Source organism: Pseudoalteromonas sp. UG3-2 (assembly GCF_037120705.1).
Taxonomy (GTDB): domain Bacteria; phylum Pseudomonadota; class Gammaproteobacteria; order Enterobacterales; family Alteromonadaceae; genus Pseudoalteromonas.
In genome coordinates this window covers 224,523-244,506 of the sequence record NZ_JAWLJU010000002.1, presented here as the reverse complement: position 1 = coordinate 244,506, position 19,984 = coordinate 224,523, and the positions used below count along the sequence as shown (strand labels likewise).

Here is a 19,984-nt window from a genome sequence, read left to right as displayed (position 1 = left end):
GTTGAGCAATAAAAAAGTATGCATAATTGCTAAAAAGCCAGCTAAATCCTTTTAGCGATGATGAACTAGCCGACGCGCTGGGTATGAGCGCTCAGTTTGGCTCTAAAAAAGATCGATATCACTGCTTTCATCTTTTTCTTCGATTTCTTTCGCTTCAAGTAGCTCGTCATAAAAACATAAACGATCGCGGCCATGGTCTTTGGCATAATATAACGCTTTATCGGCGTTTTCTAATACCGTGATGGGAAAGTCATAGGGACTTATCCGCGACATCCCCACACTCACGGTCAGTTTTTTCACAAACGGGAAATGGGTATTGCGCACCAATTCCATAAATTGGTCCATTTTATTCTTGATGGAGTCAAAGTCGGTGGGCTCAAAAACCAGCACGAACTCTTCGCCACCAAAACGAAATAGCAAATCCGTGGAGCGGAAAAACTGCCGCATTTTTTGCGCTAACAGCAGCAAAACTTCATCGCCGCAGACATGACCATAGTTGTCGTTCACTTTTTTAAAGTGATCAATATCCATGATAGCAAGCCATGAAGTCGAGCCTTTATGAATGCTACGCGCATCGCCATGACGCACCGTTTTGTGCTGTTTAATTACCTGCTTTTCAATCAGCTGCTTAAGGCGTTTTTCGAAGGTTTGCCGGTTTAACAAACCGGTCAGCTTGTCGCGCTCGTTTTCATGCAAAATGGTGAGGTAGTTTTCAAATATGCGGCAAAAGGCATTAAGCAGTACCTGATCTGAGCTGGCTAAGCCATTGCTTACCACCGCTATGGCCCCCACCGGCTTGTCTAGCAAACTTATCGGCACCCAGCGATGCTCTAGCCCACTTCGCTCTTGCACGGTAATAATACAAGCGGACTGTAAACACGAGATCAGTTCTTTATCGGTCTCTTTCACCAAGGAACGCTCTTGCCAGTCAAACTCTTTTTCTGACACTTTTTTCAACAATAGACTGCGTTCAATGACAAACTCGCCTGGAACCTGTAAGTCTTTATAGACCGCAACCTCTTCACAACCGATGAACTCTTGGATGGTTGAAACCAGACTGTACTCAAGCGAGTCAATGTCTCTGGTTTTAGTGATTTTAATGACTGAATTTAATAAATCTTCTTGCATATACCGACGCACTCATGACTGCTAAGCTGGCTTATTATTACACAATTCAAGCAAAATTGAACGCAATGATACGCCTTTATTCTTAGTTATATTAAATTTAAAGGAATAACAACGTAAGCTAAGAGTTAAATATTTCAAGAAAAGGTTAGCAAGCCAACCTAGCCAGAAAATATATTCACTAAACCATATGACAACAATTAGATTATTATTGCCTACTTAGCAAAGCATATGTAATGAGTTGAAATATGCCAAACATTCCATTTGGCATATTTAAAAAAGCAAAGTCAGTTACAGCAATTCACTTTATTAACAGTGCCTTAGTCTAGGGTGGCGAGCATAGACTCATCATAGGGGGTAAGCGGTTGCTGTGCGGCCACTTTGTCAACGTAATCTGGATTGGCAATAAAGGGCCTGCCTATTGCTAGTAAGTCAAACTTGTCCTGCTCAATAGCCGCCGCTCCGGTCTCTGGTGTGAAACTGCCAACACCAACTAGGGTTCCTTGATAGAGGCTTCGTAAATACTCAGAAGCACTGCCACCGAGATAATCAAATGTCATGGCATCGTCAAATATGCCCACATGTAAGTAGGCAAGCTCACGGCTGTTTAGTGCTTTCACTAGATAATCGAATACCGCTCTGTCTCGCTCATCCCCGTCCATATTAAAGTAAGCGCCTGGCGACAAACGTAAACCGACTCTGTCAGCGCCAATACGAGCGACCACCGCATCCACTACCTCTAGTGCAAAACGACTCATATTCTCAGGTGAACCACCATACTCGTCATCACGCACATTGGCGGCATGGTGCAAGAATTGATCGATTAAGTAACCATTGGCACCATGAATTTCAACGCCATCAAAGCCTGCTTCTAAGGCATTCTCAGCGGCTTTAGCGTAATCTTGCTGCAACTGCTTTATCTCTTGTTGCGTTGCCGCTTTTGGGGTTTGATAGTTAAGTGAGCGCATTCTAGGCACAGTGCCTTCAATGCCAATAGCAGATGGCGCCAACACCTCGCCATCAAAGAAGTATGGGTGCGCAACACGACCTACGTGCCAAAGTTGCGCAAACATCTTGCCACCATTGGCATGCACTGCATCCGTCACCTTGCGCCAGCCAGCGATTTGCGCTTGAGTAAATAACCCGGGCGTGTTGGGATACCCTTGGGCGTCAGGGCGAATAATAGTGGCTTCGCCAATGATCAAACCGGCTTTGGCACGCTTAGCGTAGTAGTTTACCATGGCATCTGTTGGCACTAAGTCGTCGTCCGCCATACAGCGAGTCAGTGGTGCCATCAAGATTCTATTTTTAAGTGAAATGGAGTTATTCAGTTTCACTGAATCAAAAAGACTGCGAGTCATACTCACTCCTTATATTTGAATGTACATTCAAGATTGGGGGTTCTTGAATGGCTATTCAATACCTGCAACAAAATAAAGTCTTAACTACAGGGTGAAAAATTGATCTAACCCTCAATCTTAGCGAGCAATCACTCTCAACAACGCAGAAGATAACGCAAATAATTGCTATAATGGCACCATCCATCGCTACAGTGAAACAAACACCGGCATGAGAACAGCGGATTTTGATAAAGTACAAGTGCTGCGAAACGCAATGCACGTGTTTATGCGCTATGGCTATAATCAAGCGAGTATGCCCAAATTAACCGCAGCCACAAGGCTTCACCCTGGCTCAATCTATTGTGCATTTAAAAACAAAAAAGGCCTATTGTTAGAGGCCATCAACCAGTATCAAATCGATCGACTGGCTCACTACAAAGCACTATTTGCTGACTGCAGCAGCTTGCAACAAGCCCTAACTCACTTTTTGGCTGATTTAGTCAAAGAGTGCTTAGCAGCTGAAGCTAAGCAGGTTTGCTTACTGACCAAAACATTGCATGAGATTGGCGAAAGTGAGCCTGAGGTGCAAGCCGCATTGCAAAGCCACCTGCATCAATTTGAAGCGCTGATCCAGCAACAGTTTGTGACTCACTGGCCCAAAGGCACTGCTCTTCCATCCCCTGAAGCCACCAACAAAGCACGGCTTTTTGTCGTCAATGTCTATGGCCTGCGAGCCTATGCAGTCACCAACCAGAGCCCAGAAATTTTACAACAACTCGCCGAGCAGATCGTACTTCAAGCAATAACTTAGCAACATAATACTATTGCCCGTCGTGAGCCAACTCTGCGCCAAAGTGCAAATCATTTTATCAATGGCAAAGGCAGAATACACATTGGATGCTACCAGCTAAAAAGGACTTACAATACCAAATTGAGCGTGATATCAGCGACCATGATAAAATAGTTACTATCCATACCAGCCCTCAGGCTAGGCGCAAATTTACCGGTTTGCCAGAGCAAATAACTGCACGGCTCACTGTGTATGAAATTGATGGGAAAAGTTATCGAGAACTCAGTTCATTAATTGTAGTAGCCATTGCCACTGCTCGACAGTGAGCGAAATCACATCATCTGACTCCTTATCGGGCCACTTGAACTTATCTTTTTCAAGGCGCTTGTACCACAAAGCAAAGCCGGTTTTATCCCAATACAGCACTTTGAGTTTGTCTTTGTTTTTATTGCAAAAGGCAAACACCTTGCCACTCATGGCGGACTCAGCGACTTCTTGCTCGACAATGGCAGCGAGGCCATTGATAGATTTGCGAAAATCGACCGGTTGGCGATGTAATAACACGCTATCAATATTCCAGTTGATCATGCCAGCGCCTTGATTAAATGAGCGAGCCAGATAGCGTCTGTGGTTGCAGGCAACTCCAGTTTACTTCCTTTACATGAGAGGAATATTGAGCTTTTCGTTGTGGGTGGCTTCACCACCTCAGTCTTCGCAGTAGCAAATTCGCTGCGCGTGGCTTGATTTTCTTTTAATTTGGCGCGGCGGTCATAAAATGTTGTGACACTAAGATGATGCTCTTGGCAAAAGGCGCGAACAGATAAGCCACTTTGTTTATGCTGTTCAATCAGTTGCTGCCACAGCTCGGCAGTTCTATGTTTAGGCATGTTTTACTCCATGGTTGATTGGAGTTTAAAGCTACCTTTATAAAACCGCGGTTACTAGGTGTGGTTTAGCGGACGGACACAAATTCCAAGCCACCACCGCCAGAAAAAACAAAGCCCCGCGAGTGCGAGGCTTTGGATTCAAATATTGGAGCTTGCTGAGTCAGTTGAGTTCAACTCGCAAGACCTGCCCCCTTCTGCATTACTATTTAAATTCATTCTTACCGTATTCAGTTTTATGCTTATGATATATAAATAAATGAACCAAAAGCATAAATAAGAAATATAGAATTCCAAATAGAAATCCCTTTTTAAATCCTTGCGACCACCAAATCATTCCACCAGTAAAAATTGAAACCCCAAAATGGGTGAATAATATTTGTGAATGTAATCTAAAGAAGTTCATTTAAATAATCACTCTAAAAATTTATCGTCGGGTTTAGTGGCCTCTTTAATACCAACATTAACTCCTACATCTGTTCCAGTTGTTATACCTGAACCAGCAGAAGAAGATTTACCAACAAAAGAGCTATGTGTTGTACCAGCAACACTCGAAGCAACAGTACCACTAGATCCTATTGAGTTCAGTTTACTAGCCATTTGGTTCGAAACCTTTCCACCGACTAAACCACTCACTGCACCTCCTGCTGTTGAAAATAAAGCTTTTGTAGGTGACACCTCTTGGTTGTTTAGTAAATCTGAAGCAACAGAGCCATAGCCATTAGCTAGAGCTGATGATTTAGCGGTTATAGAAACTGCTTCCTTAGCAGAAGTTAAGCCTTTTGCTGCACTCTGCGCCATTCTACCTCCAATACCACCAGTGACCGCGCCAACGGCAGCAGCTTCAGCAATATCCGAAACATCCAATTTTGAAAAATCACCACCATTCGTTGCAAGTTGACCAATAGTCTCAACACCTGCACCGATAAATGCCCCAAGAATACCAAACTCACCATCAGGGTCTACGTATTTATAAGGGTTATTGTTGGCATATGTATATCTATTAAAACCATGTACAGGATTCCCACGACCGATATGCCCCATCGCATCAACCGGATCATTCGAGTAAAACCGCCCGATAACTGGATCATAGTATCGTGCCTGCATATACATTTATCGACACTACGAACCATAACTATTCATCAATAAAATTTCTGTTATACAGTAAGTTATCAGTATAGCTAAGTTAATGGATTTAGGCTTATTGAGAGTATAAAAACAAAGCCCCGCTAGTGCGAGGCTTTGGATTCAAAAGTATGAATTACAATTCAACCAATTTCGCGTGCTTGCTGTAAACCCTTATAAAACCATTACCAACTAATCTGATAAAGAGATGATCTTTGAATTCTGATTGCTGTTCAGTTGCTAACCAATCGTCATCAAAATCATCAAAGCTCTTATAGCCCATTTCTTCAACCGCCCAGAAGCGTTTTGGATTTATTTCGTCACTAAATTGAAGAAATGTTACGCCATCAAAAACCAAAACCAACTGCTTTGGTAATTCCAGCTCTTTACCATCTAATTCAAAAAGAATTCGCAATTCATTTCCGTCAAAAGTTAAATCCTTTAACTGATAAACATTATGAAGGTCATAAAAAATATCATTTACAACTAATTCATTGCTCTGTCCTACAGTAAAGTTTTTATCCATTCTGTTTCTCCAGATACTTTCGCGCAGCTCTTATCTCTTGTCGAGTTGTCGCTTTAGGGTCAACTCGCTGCCCGCATCACGAGTCGTGCGCACGTTAGAGCAATTAAAAGCGGTGTAGATAAAACAAAGCCCCACGAGTGCGAGGCTTTGGATTCAGCAGTAAGACTTAACTACTAAACTTACTCAAGTAGTTTTCAAGTTCTTTAATTTGCTTTGTATCACAAAATACTTTGGCAGTTTCTCCATTGCCTAACTTGATAACTAAGCATTTCCATAATAAATAACTTTTAACTTCAATTGCTTTAATATCAGAAAGCTTTTTGTGGTACGAAAGCTTAGTAATCCCAAGCACTATTTCATTACTTTTAAAGCCTATTTTTGATAATGAGCCAGAAAAATAATTCAACCCTCCTTGCCTGTTATATGTAAAAATTCCAGCACACCTAAATATATACTCAAAGCTATTTTTCATCCGGTTTTGAGTAAAGGCATATGACAAAAATCCGAAGTACAAGTAGTCAACCAAGAACAATCCTATAAAGATAAAAACTATCATGGGGCACTCCTACTCGAACCAAGATTTCACTTCATTTACAACATCAGCAATGATTGTGGTTTTATATACTTGGGAGTTCGTTCTAGTAACGCCTCCTTCAGCGTCCAACGCCAGAAAAAAATTCCAATGTAACAGCGTATCGTTCCTTGTTATTCCCATATTTACATTCCTTATTTAAGCTCAAAAAATTTACTAAGGTATTAATTTTAGTTGGAAAGTATCGTAACTCATTAAGCCCGTATTAAAAATAAAACCCAAACCTACCAAAGCTAGATAAAGCAAAGCCCCGCTAGTGCGAGGCTTTGGATTCAAAAAAACTATTAGTGCTTAGTTAATCTTTTTCATTGTCTTTGGTTGAATCACTTTTATCAAAAAAAACCAAGTACAACAAATAGCAGGCAAACCCTGCTACAAAAATGATTCCAAGCCAAAAAAGCATTGGTGATGTATCCATCTCAAAGCGGCTCCCTCTCAAGCCAATGAAGCCACGATCAAATGAGAATTAAATATACCAAACACACAATATAGATAAGCCCAATAAGATCAGGTTTATACCGCGAAGCTTACTCATCATCTTTATCTACCTTATTGTTTTGCGCTTCATTACCAGCCTGTACTTCGCCACTTACAATACCAACGATTTGTGAAACTGCATAAATTGTTGCTGTTACCTTGTTAGTTGGTTTGACCTTCCCAGAATCACTGGCGATATCTGTTGCAGCAACATCTGTTAGGGCGGACGTAGTAGCTGACGTGGTACTTGTCATCGTATCGTTAAGTATTGCATCAGCCACAGCCAGCGCAATCGATACCCCTTGACCGCCCGGAACAAGTCCCGCAACTGTGCTAGCGGTCCCCAAGCTTTCTTTTGTAGCATCACCAGCAATTTTGGCTCCATTAACAGCCCCCTCTCCGGCTCTTTTGGCCAACGCACCAGCATCTTGTTTTAGCTGGGTCGCTTGCTTTTGGGGACTACTAAACAAGTCTCTTAAGGGTTTAAACACATCCTCAGGAGCCATTCCTGAAGGATCTATAAACTTATATGGGTTGTTGTTTCCATAGGAAAATCTATTAAATCCATGAATGGGATTTCCGCTCCCCATGTGTCCTAGCACATCCACCGGATCATTAGAATAAAAACGCCCAATCACTGGATCATAGTATCGTGCCTGCATATAAAATAATCGGAAATACGATCCAGACTATTTTCTTGTGGAAAAACAAGCGGTTTGCTTATGGAGAGAGCGTTTCGTCCTTGGCTGCTTTTAAAAGATCATCCCATCCCTCTGGAGGATTACCTGACTTTAACATCTTTTCGAACACTTTGTAAGCATCCGTCTTACTGCCGTATGCTCGTTTATTCTTCTCGTCATTCACCCATGCATATACGATAACTTTCGACTCCAAGTGATAACGAAAAAATAAGCGATATTGCTGGAAGAACTTTGCTCTAAACCAATGTTTATTATCACTTCCTAAGGTACTTCCTTGGCGAAAATCTGGACTGGCTGGATCTTGTGGGATCACTTGAAAAATCAGCTTTTGAATAGCCGCTAACCGTTTAGTGGCATTTTTCTTTACGTAACCCGTAGGATCTTTTTCCTTAAGGTCTTCTACTTGGGCTTTTAGTTCTAAATACTGCTCTGAAAATAATGGATGAGTGTAAAGTGTCCAACCATTTACAACCATTGGAATACTTTGCGACAAAACTATTCATCCTCATCCATTAGTGGCGCGTCTAAATCTATCTCAACACCTTCAACCAATGCTTCCACGCTTTCACGCATACTTGCGGTGAGTGGTTGTAGTCTTTCTGGATGAGCTTGCATGTCACTAGCGATAAACGACAAAAATTCACCAAGAACAGGATCACTTTCTTGTGCCACATGAGCACGAGAAATAATCACGCTACCATCTGACTGAATAGCGTATTTAATTTTGTCTTTCTTGCCTAAGTGCAATGCCTGACGAACAGGACTAGGCACTGTGGTTTGAAAACGATCTGTCAGTGTAGATTCTGCTTCTAAAGCAACTTGAGACATAATAACCTCTCAATATGATATACAGACTTTTGTTTACAGTTTAATATGAAAGAAGGAGTAATGCAAATGCATTACCCCTTATGTATGTCAGAATAGTCGCTGTTCACTCAGTGCTGAAGGATGTGACTTACCATACACTTCAGCCAGCTTAGAACGCGACACATGGGTATAGATTTGTGTGGTGGAAATATCAGCGTGACCTAACATTTCTTGTACATGACGCAAATCAGCACCATTATCAAGCATTGTCGTAGCTAACGAATTTTACGCCTAGTTCTGCATGCGCTTTATCTTGTGGTTTCCCAACCCGACACGTATCCATGATGCAGTTGTAGTGTTCACCAAACGCTGCAACATTATGAGTGAGATTGGCAATCAAACCAGGCTTAGCAACAAGCGCTGTCGCATTATCCATGGAGACAACTTCCGTCACCCCTCCGAAGTAATTAAACATTCGGGTCATGCCATCAATCCAATGCAATGTTTTCTCACCATAGGTGGCATGAGCAAAGACCTTTTTACTTGCACCCAACACAGCAACAAAGACTTTGACCCACACTTTTTTACCACCAGAATGATAATAAATTTTATGCCCCGCATAATCGATATAAACCACCTCACCAGCAGGGTGGAGTTGCTTCATCGCTAATTTTGTTCGCTTCAATGCTTTATTGACGATGCGAAAAAAATGCGATCGACTCATTGCGGTGCTTGGATCTTTCGCAACATATTCCAAATACAACACTGAAGCCGTTTTGCCTTTACCTCTTGGCTTAGTTAACTCAACCACTATGTACTCGACGTCGGGTTGGCGCTTATAACTATTGTTTTCTGTGATAGTCGGGTAAAGTTTCTGCTTGAGTTCAGAGTCAGTTAGTTGCTCAGCCTCTTCATGAGTAACCTCTGCACGTTTGCAGCGTTTCTTTAATCTCATCATGGTTTGATGAGATACACCTACCAGCTGACCCAACTTACGAATACTGCTCGTAGGGAATACATCTATTGCTCGTATCGCCGAGCGGGTTTGAATTACAGTAATCATTTTAAATGCCTTTATTTCGTTAAAATAAAGGCGCAGGCCAGCACTGTTTTTCAGAATCAACACTGAAAAACTTGACAGATACCGGTCGTTAAACAATAGTTAACGCATCGAGAGAACTATTTCGATACTAACTTTCAAAAGCCCATGAGTTGCCGCTCCGGGCTTTTGTCGTTTCTGCGCCAGTAAAAATTTACAACTACTATCTACAAGTTACTGTTTCACTTGTGACTCCTTCTTATTAAATGCCTGCTGTGTAGTGGTCAACTAATTTTGGCCACAGTTTTAGAATCTTGGTATCTAATCTCTGATTCATTTGGTGCTAAACCAGCATTATAATGATGTGGCCTAACGTTGTTGTAATATCCGTTGATATAATCACTCACACTATATTTAGCTTCTTTAAAGCTTTCGTATCCAACCTTTGCCATCCACTCCGTTTTAAAGCTTCTAAAAAATCGCTCCATTGGCGCATTGACGCTCCTATGTCAAGGTCACGTTAGCTTTGATAAATCAGAAACTATAATTGGGTATAACTCTCTTGCAATGTAACGTTTTAAACAGCGCTGGATCTCCTTATTTGATTTCCCTTCTGATGAACGCTTCTCTACATATTTCCTAGTTCTGAAATCATTACGCATTCGAATTAAAGCTACAGTCCAAGGTGCATTATTTGCATCTATTGCACCGCCTCTGTTTAACCTATGACGTTGCTTTTTACCGGAGGATGCATCTAAGGGGCTAACTCCACATAAAGCTGCAAATGATGATTCCTTCTTGAGTCGCTCAGGGTTGTCACCAGCAGCCACAAGTAGTGTAGCTGCGACATAGCTTCCAATGCCATACTGTTCTAGTAACGTTGAAGCTGCTGAGTTGGTTAATGCTTTAAGTTTCTTATCAATTGTTTTTAGCTCTTGTGACAGCATTACCCATCGCTCTGCTAGCAGCTTTAACATTGATATTAATGTTTCTTCAAGTATGTTTTCGGAATTCATTTCTAATGCTTTACAAGCAACAATGCAGCGGTAACTTGAAGGAACATAACACTGTTGACGAATATGCTCTGGTGCTGTCACAAGTAAAGCTCGAATTTGATTTATTGCTTGTGTCTTAGATTTTACAGAGCTTTTCCGTGCGACCACTAAAAACCTCATTGCTTCAACTATGCCATCATGAGATTTAGGGATTGCCGTAGACTCTTTGGCTAATACAGAACGAGCCGCATTTTCAGCATCCGTTGGATCCGATTTACCTCTTAACCTTCTTACTGCGCGATTAGGGCGGTTAACTTCAAAAACACTAATCTTTTTCTCTTGTAAGAACTTACATAAGCCAGCACCATAGGTGCCTGTTCCTTCTAATCCTGCTTGGGTCACCTTTCCAAATGATTTGCACCATTTGTACAGTTGGCTATAGCCGGTTGAATTTACAGTAAACTCTTGGGTGTCGACAACTTGACCAATATCATTAACGAGTACAGCAACATGGTTATCTAAATGAGTATCGACACCTAATGTTAAATTGTTAGAAATGTCATTGCGATTCATATTCTCAGCCCTCACAGTCTCAGTAACAGGACTGGACACAGATGTTGCAATACAATGCTCCTATTAGGTCACTGATACTGAATATCATGAAATGACTGACTAATGAATATCGACAGGTCAACACAAAGATATTTTATCAATCCCAGCACGGGTCAGATATTCACTGTCAGTATGACTAAGTTTATTATCTATATCCCAACAATTCCCGCGCCGACTCATACTTTGTGTGATTTTATAGCGCCATAAACGTTGGCGGTACTTCAAGCTTGTATAATGGCTTCCTTGGTCTGAGTGAAACATCAATCCGCTTGGCCTGCCTCTGCTCTCATACGCGAGTTCAAGCGCTTTTAGCGTTAAGTTAGTATCTGGCGACAACGACATTGCCCAACCAACAACCTTACGTGCAAATAAATCAACAACGACCGCTAAATAGGCCCAGCGATTGCCTGTCCAAATATACGTCACATCACCGCACCACACCGTATTCGGCTCAACAACATCAAACTGCCTATCTAACAAATTTGGGATTTCAAGATGCTCATTACCACCCCGTTTATATTGATGTTCTGGTACTTGGCAGCTCTCTAGTTTCAGTTTAACCATCAGCTTAGCGGCCCGATAACGGCTTAATTCAAAGCCGTTATTCGTTGCGATTGCCGCGATTGTCCGTGCCCCAGCTGAACCGCCGCTCATTGCATGTATGGCTTTAACTTCCGCTTCTAGTCTTATTTGCTCTGGTGTAGGCGTTGTATCCCGTATGGCCCAATATTTATAGCTGCTGCGATGCACATTGAATACGCTACACAGCACGCTAATTGGGTAACGCTCTCGTTGATTTAACTTCTCAATTAACGAGAATTGTTCAGGGAGTCGGACATCAAGAGAGCGGTAGCCTTTTTTAATATATCCTTTTCTAATTCAATGCGTTGAATTTGCTTTTTAAGCTCACGAATTTCAATTTGTTCGGGTGTCATTGGTGACGCTGTGGGTGTCTGGCCATTCCGTTCTTGCTTTAATTGAGTGACCCACTTACTTACTGTTGATTTACCAACCCCCATCGCCTTAGCTGCATCTTCTTGTGTGTAGCCTTGGTCAACTACAAGCTGGGCTGTTTCTAATTTGATTGCCGCAGAATACGTTGCACGTTTTAATTTCGTCATTTTTTCACCCAAATTTGTATGCTTATTAGCATAACATTTCTTTCTTAATGGGTGGCCAAATTAACTATGCCACTATAGGTGCTGGCAGTTTCGTCCAAAATTCAAAACTAACAAAAACAGAATTATGCTTGCCCCATAAAGGAGCTTGATAAACAAAGCCCCGCGAGTGCGAGGCTTTGGATTCAAAAGAAAATTAGAATATTTTTATCGATTACGCTAAAACTATACTGCGGACTTCTTCAAGAGTATGTGAATAGTGCTTTTTGTTATCGAAGTAAATCTTAGAACATTTCAATTTCAATAATTCGTCTAATCGTCCATCCTCAATCACCGTATCACTAATGACTAAGCTATCTAGACCTAACTTTGAAATGCCAGTAATACCTCTGATCTGCCCACATTTATCTAGCGATATTTGCTTTAAGCTAGATAGCTCAAAGACAGACTCCAAGTTTTCTAACTTTTTACATGTTTCAAACTCTATACGCTCTAGGGCAACAGATTGTAGGGATGAAATATCGACTAACTTACTGCATTGATACAACATCAATGACTTTAGGTTAGGATTATTCTCTATCCCTTTTAACGATGCCAGCTTACTACCTTTTACAATATCAAGTCGTGATAAACTTTGAGACTTAAATGAAGAAAAATCTTCGCCTTTGTATCCGTTTATTAATATTGTTTGAATAGTATTGCTTTCACAGATAGATGAGAAACATGGCCGCCAATCAAAACGTACATCAACAAGATTTTCCAGCAATTTGAAATCAACTTTGGTTTTGGCTTTAGGGCACTCTAAATATAAAACCTCAAGGCTTTGTAGTTTTTCTATTACTGACAGGTCTTGTACAACGCTATCAAAAATCGCGACTACTTTTAGATTTTCAATGTCTGCCAAAAAGTCTAACGGTTGCGTTTTCCAACCTTTCCACTGACTCAATAGTATGGATGTCACCCTATGCTTTTTGATTATGTCCAAAATATCACTATTGAATGTGTCGAAAAGTTGGATTTGCACCCCTCCATACTCTTCATCATCAATAATTTTATATTGCTCTGTTTCGATATTCACTTAACTACATTCCTCTCTTCGGCATGGATTAACCTTGTTAGATACTTTGTCAGATGCTGCACCACGACCGCCAGTTGCATCATCAATCATACCTTGTTCGGTTTTTTCACGCTGTAATTTACCGCCTTTAACCTCTTTAGTTTCGAGTGTACCTGCTTTATCTTTGGCAAATTTATCTTTGTTGCTAGCGTGTTGCTTTATACGCTTCATAACATCCTTTGATTGACCAATATATTCTTGATCTCCTTCCTTGAATTTATATACACCTTCAATTTTCTTTCTATTTTTTATGGATTGCTTCATGGCCTTCTTCATACCATATTTAGCAATATTTTTGACTGTTGGGGCTGGGATTCCCGTAGTCCGTTCAAAAGCTTCACCGCCAGCTTCTTTTAAAATCCAAATAGCTACAACTACTAACGGTATTTCTCCTGTCGGGTCGGTATATTTATATGGGTTATTATTAGCATAAGCGTATCGATTAAAGCCATGAGCAATATTGCTATGACCCTAAGCTCCAACAGGATCATTCGAATAAAACCGCCCGATAACTGGATCATAGTATCGTGCCTGCATATAGGTAAGGCCAATATCGGTATCGTACTTATGACCGGTGTAACCTATCTCATTATCGGGTGCACTTCCCCATGCATTTCCATAAGGTGCATAGTGATTACGTTCTATTACTGCATGGCTAGCATTAGATTTCGCCGCGGTTGAACCTAGCCCATCGGGGTGGACATAAGTTTTAGACTCTGCATCTTGCTGAGCCACAAGTTGACTGTTGAGGTAATAATACTCACGGCGGTTACCGTCAATCATCTCTTGAATTAAGCGCCCGTCTAACAAATACATGGAATAGCGTGTGCCTGTGCTGTCAACGGTTTTAACGCGTTTGCCATGGCCATCGTAAACATAATAGCTGCTGTCGGCCTCAATCATGTTGTTGGCGAGGTTGTACGTAAAACTATGAGTACCGTTGCCAATAACGTTGCCTCTGTCATCGTAATCAAAGTTGTAGCTTTTGTAGCCTGATGTCGAGGTAAGTTGTTTGTTGCTGTTGTAGTGGTAGTTAATGGCACCGCCTACAACGGAATCAAACTTGGTTATATTTCCCATAGTGTCATAGTGCATGTCACCAATTAGTGTATTGTTCGCTTTACGGATATTGTCCATTCTGTCTAGCTGGTCGTAGCTCAAGCGAAGGTCATACGAATTAGATTGTTTATCATCCCAGAAGGTCAGGTTGCCGTTAGCATCCCAATGGTATTGGTTATACACCGCATTGATGTTTCTGCAAAGGCTGCGTTGTACATTAGGCATACCACTATTGTATAAGGATAAAGTATTCGTACAGCCGTTCTGATGGTTAAACGACTTAAGCAATCCATTGGGGTGGAATTTCACGCTATTTGCGAAACTACCTATTCTTGTCGATTGACCAAGTGCATTTGGTTGATAGGTTAAGTTGCCTCCGCCACTATATTCGAGCGCGTTAACATTATTACTGCTGTCGTACTTATGCTCAATCGTCCAATCAATACTATCAACACGTAAACGTTCGGTTTTAATGTCGTTTAAGTCATTGTAGGTGTAATCTTGATTCACCCCGTTAAATGTCAGTTTCTTAAGGTTGTCGTTTCTATCGTACGTGTATGTTTTGGTTGGCGTGCCATCACCGAAGCTGACTGTTCTCACGTTTCCGTGATTATCGTAGCTGTAAGTCGTTTTCTGTGACGCTGCAATACTGCTGTCACAAGATGAGGTTGAACTATCTACTGAACTGCCGTGAGCGCTCCAATTCAATAACCCAATCTCATTAAAACTAAATGCCTGATTACCGATATCAGCACGCACGATTTTACATAGTTGTTGGTAGCTGTCGTATACACGGTATTCGGTTAACCCGCCTTGACTGATAGAGGTAGGGTTGCCAAACAGGTTGTACGCTGTCGTTGTGGTGACGCTTTGTGGTGAGGCAATGGTAGTGGGCTGGCTTTGTGACGGTGAGCCGTATGCCAAATACGTGGTGGTGGTATTGTAGCCACGGTTGTTGTTCACGCGCACTGTATTGTTCGCAAGATAGCTGTAACTCAGACTGCCTGAGGTAGTATTGTCATTTACAACGTTGACACGCCCTAGGCCATCATAGGAGGTGGTTACACCATAAGATGTACCGGATGAACTGCTTAACTGACTTTGATAGGTCGGGCGATTGTACGCATCGTATTCAGTGCGGTTAAAGCGTTGGGTATCTGACACACGGGCAGTGTCGTACTCTCGGGTCAAGTGAGGGCGCAATAAGCCATCGTAATAGGTTATGTTACGGTAATTGCCCTTACTGATGGTCTTTTTGAGCATGCCGGATGCAACATGTCTATAACCATCATTACCGGATGTAAACGTATAACTGATGTTGGTTTCTGACCACTTGCTATTGCAAGGGTCGACTTTTTCAATCCAGCCAATGTTATTGTACCCATAATTAATGCACCCACCGTTAAAATCAGTTTGTATGGTTACCCAGCCTTTATTATCGATCACCTGATACGCGTGTTGTTTACTGGTACTGTGTGGCTGGCTCCGTTGAATCTGCAGTGGTGTGCCGCGTTTATAGTCGAAATAATCCGTGATACGATTAATGTCGTTTAACTGCTCACTTTTGAGCAATCCTGATTGCGTGCCCGAAGTGTAATATGTGATGTAGCGTTTTACCCACCGCCCAAGTGAATACTCGTATTTAGGCAGTGATTTGTAAGCACCTGTCGCACTGTAATATGACGTTTTGTTGACTTGTGTGTAATTACTGCCGTTACCCGATAAATAAGTAACGCGCGGTAAGCCCATCAACCAATTGATTGTGTCATGCAAATAGGTTTGTTTAGTGTAGCGCCTCTTACCATTAAAGCTGTTGTGCTCGTAGGTAATTTGAGGGAAACCGTATTTGTCGTAGCCTGAGTATTCGGTGGTGTAGGTGTCTGTACCATTATCATTGTAGATTTTAACGATATTTTTAATTGTGTTTGCACGATATCGGTCAGCTTTGTTATTTCCCTTAGCTATTAAATATCTTTATTACAACAATTCATTTAATTTAATTACACTTGTAAATAACCCTACTCATTCCCCCCAACTGCCACTTAAAACTCTTTCGCTTCATAAGTTGTGGAGCCCACATTCAACTCTGAAGTGCGACACTGTTTTCAAAATTAAGCAGCCTGCGTCATTTCTTTGTATACCACTGCTGGGTGCTTAAAACCCAAACACTTTCTTGGCCGGTAATTTATCCGTGACATCGCGAACTCAACATCTGCATTACTTACTTCTCTCAAATCGGTGCCTTTCTTTAATACCAATTCGCTTAATTAAGTGGTCTATTTGAGGCAAGAAAATTCTGTCGATAACACCGCTCTCGCGTCCTGCTACCGCCAAGGTACCTACATCCGTGTAGGCAAGGCGAAAATTTTGCTATTTAGTTGTTCTAAATAAGAAATTTTTAAGGTAGTTAGCGTCGAATTTGCTCCCTCAAATTGAGCAGGTATTAATGCGGATTGGTATAAATACTGCCGTAGCAGATCATTTGCGTTTCCGTTTGCTCCACGCTCTCAGAAAGAAAAGTACCAAATTGTTGAATATTTTAAGGTCAGTCGTACAAGCGTGAACAAATGGGTAAAAGATTATCTCGATCATGGTTTAAAAGGCTTGGAAAAGCTATCCCGTTCAGGCCGCCCTTACAAACTTAATGATACACAGCTGAAGCCGCTTTAAGCATATGTGCTTGACGCTATAGATCGCACGGAGTGTGGTCGGCTGACATTAGAAAATAGTCAGCAGTACATATCAAAGAATATTCACATAGAATACAACTTATCGACCATACATAGATTGTTGAAAAGGCAAAGCTTCTCGTGGAATAGCAGTCGAACAGTCCACCCTAAAGGAAATCAAGCTCACCTGGGAGCTTTTAAAAATTTCGAGCTGGAGACAACCCTTCACACCCCGGGACACTTTCTTCTGAGTTTCAGGATGAAGCACTATTTGGGCAGAAAAAGCTCGCGGCCAAGAATCGTAAAACAACAATTCGAGTATGCCGATCTATTTGGTATAGTGTGCCCAACGACTTGTGAAACAGAAGCACTCATAATTAAAGCAATTGATATAATCTGGAAGGTATTTTAAAGCAAAGATGTGAATTGCTAAAAGCTGGGTTTACTTAAGAAAGGATGGCGGAGAGAGAGGGATTCGAACCCTCGATACGCTATTAACGTATACACGAGTTCCAGTCGTGCGCCTTCAGCCACTCAGCCATCTCTCCGCACTGGATGCGGGGCTAATACTATGAAAAGCCTCGCAGTATATCAAGCAGTTTTTTGCTTTTCTATGCTAATTGCACATAAAGCAAACAAGAGCTGCTTATTTTTTCAAAGACGCCGAAAAGTCTAACATGCGATTTAACGAGCGCAATGCACCGTCACGTAAATCCATATCTACAAACACTTCTTTGCCTTCGGCATTGAGTAGGGCTTCTTCAATGGCTTGTAAACCATTCATTGCCATCCATGGACAGTGAGCACAGCTTTTACACGTTGCGCCCTCACCTGCTGTAGGAGCCTCAAAAAACTCTTTCTCTGGACATAGCTGCTGCATCTTATAGAAGATACCGCGATCAGTGGCCACAATAAACTTCTGATTTGGCATGTCTTGTGCTGCTTTAATAAGTTGGCTAGTAGAACCAACCGCATCAGCAAGCTCAACAATCTCAGCAGGAGACTCAGGGTGAACTAATACAGCCGCATCTGGGTGAAGCTGTTTCATATCCTTCAGCGCTTTGGTTTTAAACTCATCGTGAACGATACAGGCACCGTTCCACATGATCATATCCGCACCCGTTTGCTTTTGGATATAAGAGCCCAAGTGCTTGTCCGGACCCCAAATTATTTTTTCCCCTTCCTCATCAAGGTGCTCAACAATCTCTAGCGCACAAGAAGAGGTTACAATCCAATCCGCTCTTGCTTTAACCGCTGTCGAGGTATTGGCGTAAACAACGACTTTACGCTCTGGGTATTGATCACAAAATGCCGAAAACTCATCAATCGGGCAACCAACATCCAATGAGCAAGTTGCTTCAAGGGTTGGCATAACTACGGTTTTGTGTGGAGTTAAAATTTTCGCCGTTTCGCCCATAAAGCGAACGCCAGCAACAATAATAATATCTTTGTCTTCTTGCTTTGACCCAAAACGCGCCATTTCCAACGAGTCAGCTACACAGCCACCCGTTTCTTCAGCCAGCGCTTGGATCTCTGGATCAGTATAATAGTGGGCAACAAGCACCGCATTTTTTTCAATTAGTAAAGATTTTATTCGCGCTTTATATTCCGCTTTTTCTACATCGGTTAAAGGCGCTGGCTTTGGAGGGAAGATATAATCTTCCGGCATTATTTGTTCAGCTAGACTCATTTCTCGACCACTAGTCCACATTGCATTAATAGGCGGGATTATACGAAAATTAAGGTCGTAATCCTAGCGATTGTTTACAGCAAAGTGACGGCTCGAGGAAAGAATTTTGAATATATTATGAAACAAAGGGAAGGTGGTGGGTCATGATGGACTCGAACCATCGACCAATGGATTAAAAGTCCACTGCTCTACCAACTGAGCTAATGACCCGCTCAAATAATGAAGATGCCATTGATTCGTCTATTAGGACTGAGCGTAAGGCTCGCTCACCATTGTTTAAGATGGTGGGTCATGATGGACTCGAACCATCGACCAATGGATTAAAAGTCCACTGCTCTACCAACTGAGCTAATGACCCGCTCAAACAATAAAGTGCCATCAATTCGTCCTGAAGCGTGGGACCGGCTCGTCGTCCTGACTCGCGTTCAAAAAGCTGCGAAGCATGGCTTCGGTCTTTTTTCACCCAACTGAGCTAATGACCCGCTCAAACAATAAAAGTGCCATTAATCCGTCTACAAAGACTGAGCATACGGCTCGCTCACCATTGTTTAAGATGGTGGGTCATGATGGACTCGAACCATCGACCAATGGATTAAAAGTCCACTGCTCTACCAACTGAGCTAATGACCCGCTCAAACAATGAAAGTGCCATCAATTCGCCTACAAAGACTGAGCATACGGCTCGCTCACCATTGTTTAAGATGGTGGGTCATGATGGACTCGAACCATCGACCAATGGATTAAAAGTCCACTGCTCTACCAACTGAGCTAATGACCCGCTCAAACAATAAAGTGCCATTAATTTGTCTATTAAGACTGAGCGTATGGCTCGCTCACTATTGTTTAAGATGGTGGGTCATGATGGACTCGAACCATCGACCAATGGATTAAAAGTCCACTGCTCTACCAACTGAGCTAATGACCCGCTCAAACAATAAAGTGCCATTGATTTATCAATTAAGACTGAGCGTATGGCTCGCTCACTATTGTTTAAGATGGTGGGTCATGATGGACTCGAACCATCGACCAATGGATTAAAAGTCCACTGCTCTACCAACTGAGCTAATGACCCGCTCAAACAATAAAGTGCCATTAATTCGTCCTGAAGCGTGGGACCGGCTCGTCGTCCTGACTCGCGTTCAAAAAGCTGCGAAGCATGGCTTCGGTCTTTTTTCACCCAACTGAGCTAATGACCCGCTCAAACAATAGTTTTGAAACGCTTTAAAGTGGTGGGTCATGATGGACTCGAACCATCGACCAATGGATTAAAAGTCCACTGCTCTACCAACTGAGCTAATGACCCACTTAGCGCCGCAGA

General features: G+C 42.0%; 19 protein-coding genes, 8 tRNA genes and 3 pseudogenes. 2 read left to right on the top strand and 28 right to left on the bottom strand.

From position 1 onward, the window contains the following. Positions 1–102 precede the first annotated feature (102 nt). Together R3P39_RS04445 and R3P39_RS04440 are read right to left on the bottom strand one after the other, a co-directional pair. Complete coding sequence (locus R3P39_RS04445; protein ID WP_336569237.1) at positions 103–1,128, bottom strand: GGDEF domain-containing protein; 1,026 nt, start codon at positions 1,126–1,128, stop codon at positions 103–105. A gap of 317 nt (positions 1,129–1,445) precedes the next feature. Further along, on the bottom strand, positions 1,446–2,486 hold the full coding sequence (locus R3P39_RS04440) for an alkene reductase (protein WP_336565899.1): 1,041 nt from the start codon (positions 2,484–2,486) through the stop codon (positions 1,446–1,448). Between the two features lie 208 nt (positions 2,487–2,694). Here R3P39_RS04440 and R3P39_RS04435 point away from each other — a divergent pair, with 208 nt between their 5' ends. Continuing rightward, on the top strand, positions 2,695–3,276 hold the full coding sequence (locus R3P39_RS04435) for a TetR/AcrR family transcriptional regulator (protein ID WP_336565898.1): 582 nt from the start codon (positions 2,695–2,697) through the stop codon (positions 3,274–3,276). A gap of 261 nt (positions 3,277–3,537) precedes the next feature. On the opposite strand, the gene tnpB is transcribed toward R3P39_RS04435, so the two are convergent. From tnpB to R3P39_RS04350, 17 genes and pseudogenes are all read right to left on the bottom strand, one after another. Next, a complete protein-coding gene (tnpB, locus tag R3P39_RS04430) occupies positions 3,538–3,843 on the bottom strand; it encodes an IS66 family insertion sequence element accessory protein TnpB (RefSeq protein WP_336565897.1) in 306 nt (101 codons plus the stop codon). Continuing rightward, positions 3,840–4,142: an IS66 family insertion sequence element accessory protein TnpA gene (tnpA, locus tag R3P39_RS04425; RefSeq protein WP_336565896.1), complete on the bottom strand. Its 303-nt coding sequence runs from the start codon at positions 4,140–4,142 to the stop codon at positions 3,840–3,842. Before tnpA ends, tnpB begins: the two co-directional genes overlap by 4 nt. A gap of 411 nt (positions 4,143–4,553) precedes the next feature. Next, the gene (locus tag R3P39_RS04420) at positions 4,554–5,252 is read right to left on the bottom strand and encodes an RHS repeat-associated core domain-containing protein (protein WP_336565895.1); all 699 of its coding nucleotides are present in this window, start codon (positions 5,250–5,252) and stop codon (positions 4,554–4,556) included. Between the two features lie 148 nt (positions 5,253–5,400). Then, the gene (locus R3P39_RS04415; protein WP_336565894.1) at positions 5,401–5,790 is read right to left on the bottom strand and encodes a hypothetical protein; all 390 of its coding nucleotides are present in this window, start codon (positions 5,788–5,790) and stop codon (positions 5,401–5,403) included. 166 nt (positions 5,791–5,956) lie between these two features. Beyond that, on the bottom strand, positions 5,957–6,346 hold the full coding sequence (locus R3P39_RS04410) for a hypothetical protein (RefSeq protein ID WP_336565893.1): 390 nt from the start codon (positions 6,344–6,346) through the stop codon (positions 5,957–5,959). Positions 6,347–6,909: 563 nt separating this feature from the next. Then, positions 6,910–7,521, bottom strand: a complete 612-nt coding sequence (locus tag R3P39_RS04405) for an RHS repeat-associated core domain-containing protein (protein ID WP_336565892.1) — start codon at positions 7,519–7,521, stop codon at positions 6,910–6,912. 58 nt (positions 7,522–7,579) lie between these two features. Continuing rightward, a complete protein-coding gene (locus R3P39_RS04400; protein ID WP_336569236.1) occupies positions 7,580–8,035 on the bottom strand; it encodes a type II toxin-antitoxin system YhaV family toxin in 456 nt (151 codons plus the stop codon). A gap of 20 nt (positions 8,036–8,055) precedes the next feature. Continuing rightward, a complete protein-coding gene (locus tag R3P39_RS04395; RefSeq protein ID WP_336565891.1) occupies positions 8,056–8,388 on the bottom strand; it encodes a type II toxin-antitoxin system PrlF family antitoxin in 333 nt (110 codons plus the stop codon). Between the two features lie 87 nt (positions 8,389–8,475). Next, positions 8,476–8,634 (bottom strand): tyrosine-type recombinase/integrase, encoded by a 159-nt coding sequence (locus R3P39_RS04390; protein ID WP_336565890.1) that lies wholly within the window; start codon positions 8,632–8,634, stop codon positions 8,476–8,478. After that, positions 8,627–9,493: a DDE-type integrase/transposase/recombinase gene (locus tag R3P39_RS04385; RefSeq protein WP_336565889.1), complete on the bottom strand. Its 867-nt coding sequence runs from the start codon at positions 9,491–9,493 to the stop codon at positions 8,627–8,629. The genes R3P39_RS04390 and R3P39_RS04385 overlap by 8 nt, the downstream gene beginning before the upstream one ends. A gap of 197 nt (positions 9,494–9,690) precedes the next feature. Beyond that, positions 9,691–9,903: pseudogene (locus R3P39_RS04380) on the bottom strand (IS3 family transposase); the annotation flags it as partial. A gap of 18 nt (positions 9,904–9,921) precedes the next feature. Further along, positions 9,922–10,974, bottom strand: coding sequence for an IS110 family transposase (locus tag R3P39_RS04375; protein ID WP_336565888.1), 1,053 nt, complete (start codon positions 10,972–10,974; stop codon positions 9,922–9,924). 192 nt (positions 10,975–11,166) lie between these two features. Continuing rightward, positions 11,167–12,134, bottom strand: a pseudogene (locus R3P39_RS04370) (IS3 family transposase); the annotation flags it as partial. Positions 12,135–12,345: 211 nt separating this feature from the next. Next, positions 12,346–13,209: a hypothetical protein gene (locus tag R3P39_RS04365; RefSeq protein WP_336565886.1), complete on the bottom strand. Its 864-nt coding sequence runs from the start codon at positions 13,207–13,209 to the stop codon at positions 12,346–12,348. After that, positions 13,210–13,512: a GIY-YIG nuclease family protein gene (locus tag R3P39_RS04360; protein WP_336565885.1), complete on the bottom strand. Its 303-nt coding sequence runs from the start codon at positions 13,510–13,512 to the stop codon at positions 13,210–13,212. A gap of 207 nt (positions 13,513–13,719) precedes the next feature. After that, on the bottom strand, positions 13,720–16,080 hold the full coding sequence (locus R3P39_RS04355) for an RHS repeat domain-containing protein (protein WP_336565884.1): 2,361 nt from the start codon (positions 16,078–16,080) through the stop codon (positions 13,720–13,722). Between the two features lie 338 nt (positions 16,081–16,418). Beyond that, positions 16,419–16,559: pseudogene (locus R3P39_RS04350) on the bottom strand (IS30 family transposase); the annotation flags it as partial. 424 nt (positions 16,560–16,983) lie between these two features. Between R3P39_RS04350 and R3P39_RS18215 the strand changes: the two are divergent. After that, the gene (locus tag R3P39_RS18215; protein WP_442962043.1) at positions 16,984–17,388 is read left to right on the top strand and encodes a helix-turn-helix domain-containing protein; all 405 of its coding nucleotides are present in this window, start codon (positions 16,984–16,986) and stop codon (positions 17,386–17,388) included. A 45-nt stretch (positions 17,389–17,433) separates the two neighbouring features. On the opposite strand, the gene R3P39_RS04345 is transcribed toward R3P39_RS18215, so the two are convergent. The 9 genes from R3P39_RS04345 to R3P39_RS04305 form a co-directional block, all read right to left on the bottom strand. Continuing rightward, positions 17,434–17,524 (bottom strand) — tRNA-Ser (locus tag R3P39_RS04345). Between the two features lie 98 nt (positions 17,525–17,622). Continuing rightward, the gene (nadA, locus tag R3P39_RS04340; RefSeq protein ID WP_336565883.1) at positions 17,623–18,666 is read right to left on the bottom strand and encodes a quinolinate synthase NadA; all 1,044 of its coding nucleotides are present in this window, start codon (positions 18,664–18,666) and stop codon (positions 17,623–17,625) included. Positions 18,667–18,800: 134 nt separating this feature from the next. Beyond that, positions 18,801–18,876, bottom strand: a tRNA-Lys gene (locus R3P39_RS04335). Positions 18,877–18,948: 72 nt separating this feature from the next. Further along, positions 18,949–19,024: transfer RNA gene (locus R3P39_RS04330), tRNA-Lys, on the bottom strand. A 196-nt stretch (positions 19,025–19,220) separates the two neighbouring features. Continuing rightward, positions 19,221–19,296: transfer RNA gene (locus tag R3P39_RS04325), tRNA-Lys, on the bottom strand. Between the two features lie 72 nt (positions 19,297–19,368). Further along, positions 19,369–19,444, bottom strand: a tRNA-Lys gene (locus R3P39_RS04320). Between the two features lie 71 nt (positions 19,445–19,515). Next, a tRNA-Lys gene (locus tag R3P39_RS04315) sits at positions 19,516–19,591 on the bottom strand. A 71-nt stretch (positions 19,592–19,662) separates the two neighbouring features. Further along, positions 19,663–19,738 (bottom strand) — tRNA-Lys (locus R3P39_RS04310). 155 nt (positions 19,739–19,893) lie between these two features. Further along, positions 19,894–19,969, bottom strand: a tRNA-Lys gene (locus R3P39_RS04305). Between the last annotated feature and the right edge of the window lie 15 nt (positions 19,970–19,984).

What these genes read in the sequence shown, in the direction of transcription:
- nadA (WP_336565883.1), bottom strand. Translation starts at nt 18,666, where the DNA reads ATGAGTCTAGCTGAACAAATAATGCCGGAAGATTATATCTTCCCTCCA.
- R3P39_RS04390 (WP_336565890.1), bottom strand. Translation starts at nt 8,634, where the DNA reads ATGCTTGATAATGGTGCTGATTTGCGTCATGTACAAGAAATGTTAGGT.
- R3P39_RS04405 (WP_336565892.1), bottom strand. Translation starts at nt 7,521, where the DNA reads ATGCAGGCACGATACTATGATCCAGTGATTGGGCGTTTTTATTCTAAT.
- tnpB (WP_336565897.1), bottom strand. Translation starts at nt 3,843, where the DNA reads ATGATCAACTGGAATATTGATAGCGTGTTATTACATCGCCAACCGGTC.
- R3P39_RS04435 (WP_336565898.1), top strand. Translation starts at nt 2,695, where the DNA reads ATGAGAACAGCGGATTTTGATAAAGTACAAGTGCTGCGAAACGCAATG.
- tnpA (WP_336565896.1), bottom strand. Translation starts at nt 4,142, where the DNA reads ATGCCTAAACATAGAACTGCCGAGCTGTGGCAGCAACTGATTGAACAG.
- R3P39_RS04415 (WP_336565894.1), bottom strand. Translation starts at nt 5,790, where the DNA reads ATGGATAAAAACTTTACTGTAGGACAGAGCAATGAATTAGTTGTAAAT.
- R3P39_RS04445 (WP_336569237.1), bottom strand. Translation starts at nt 1,128, where the DNA reads ATGCAAGAAGATTTATTAAATTCAGTCATTAAAATCACTAAAACCAGA.
- R3P39_RS04440 (WP_336565899.1), bottom strand. Translation starts at nt 2,486, where the DNA reads ATGACTCGCAGTCTTTTTGATTCAGTGAAACTGAATAACTCCATTTCA.
- R3P39_RS04410 (WP_336565893.1), bottom strand. Translation starts at nt 6,346, where the DNA reads ATGATAGTTTTTATCTTTATAGGATTGTTCTTGGTTGACTACTTGTAC.
- R3P39_RS04400 (WP_336569236.1), bottom strand. Translation starts at nt 8,035, where the DNA reads ATGGTTGTAAATGGTTGGACACTTTACACTCATCCATTATTTTCAGAG.
- R3P39_RS04420 (WP_336565895.1), bottom strand. Translation starts at nt 5,252, where the DNA reads ATGTATATGCAGGCACGATACTATGATCCAGTTATCGGGCGGTTTTAC.
- R3P39_RS04395 (WP_336565891.1), bottom strand. Translation starts at nt 8,388, where the DNA reads ATGTCTCAAGTTGCTTTAGAAGCAGAATCTACACTGACAGATCGTTTT.
- R3P39_RS04375 (WP_336565888.1), bottom strand. Translation starts at nt 10,974, where the DNA reads ATGAATCGCAATGACATTTCTAACAATTTAACATTAGGTGTCGATACT.
- R3P39_RS04360 (WP_336565885.1), bottom strand. Translation starts at nt 13,512, where the DNA reads ATGAAGCAATCCATAAAAAATAGAAAGAAAATTGAAGGTGTATATAAA.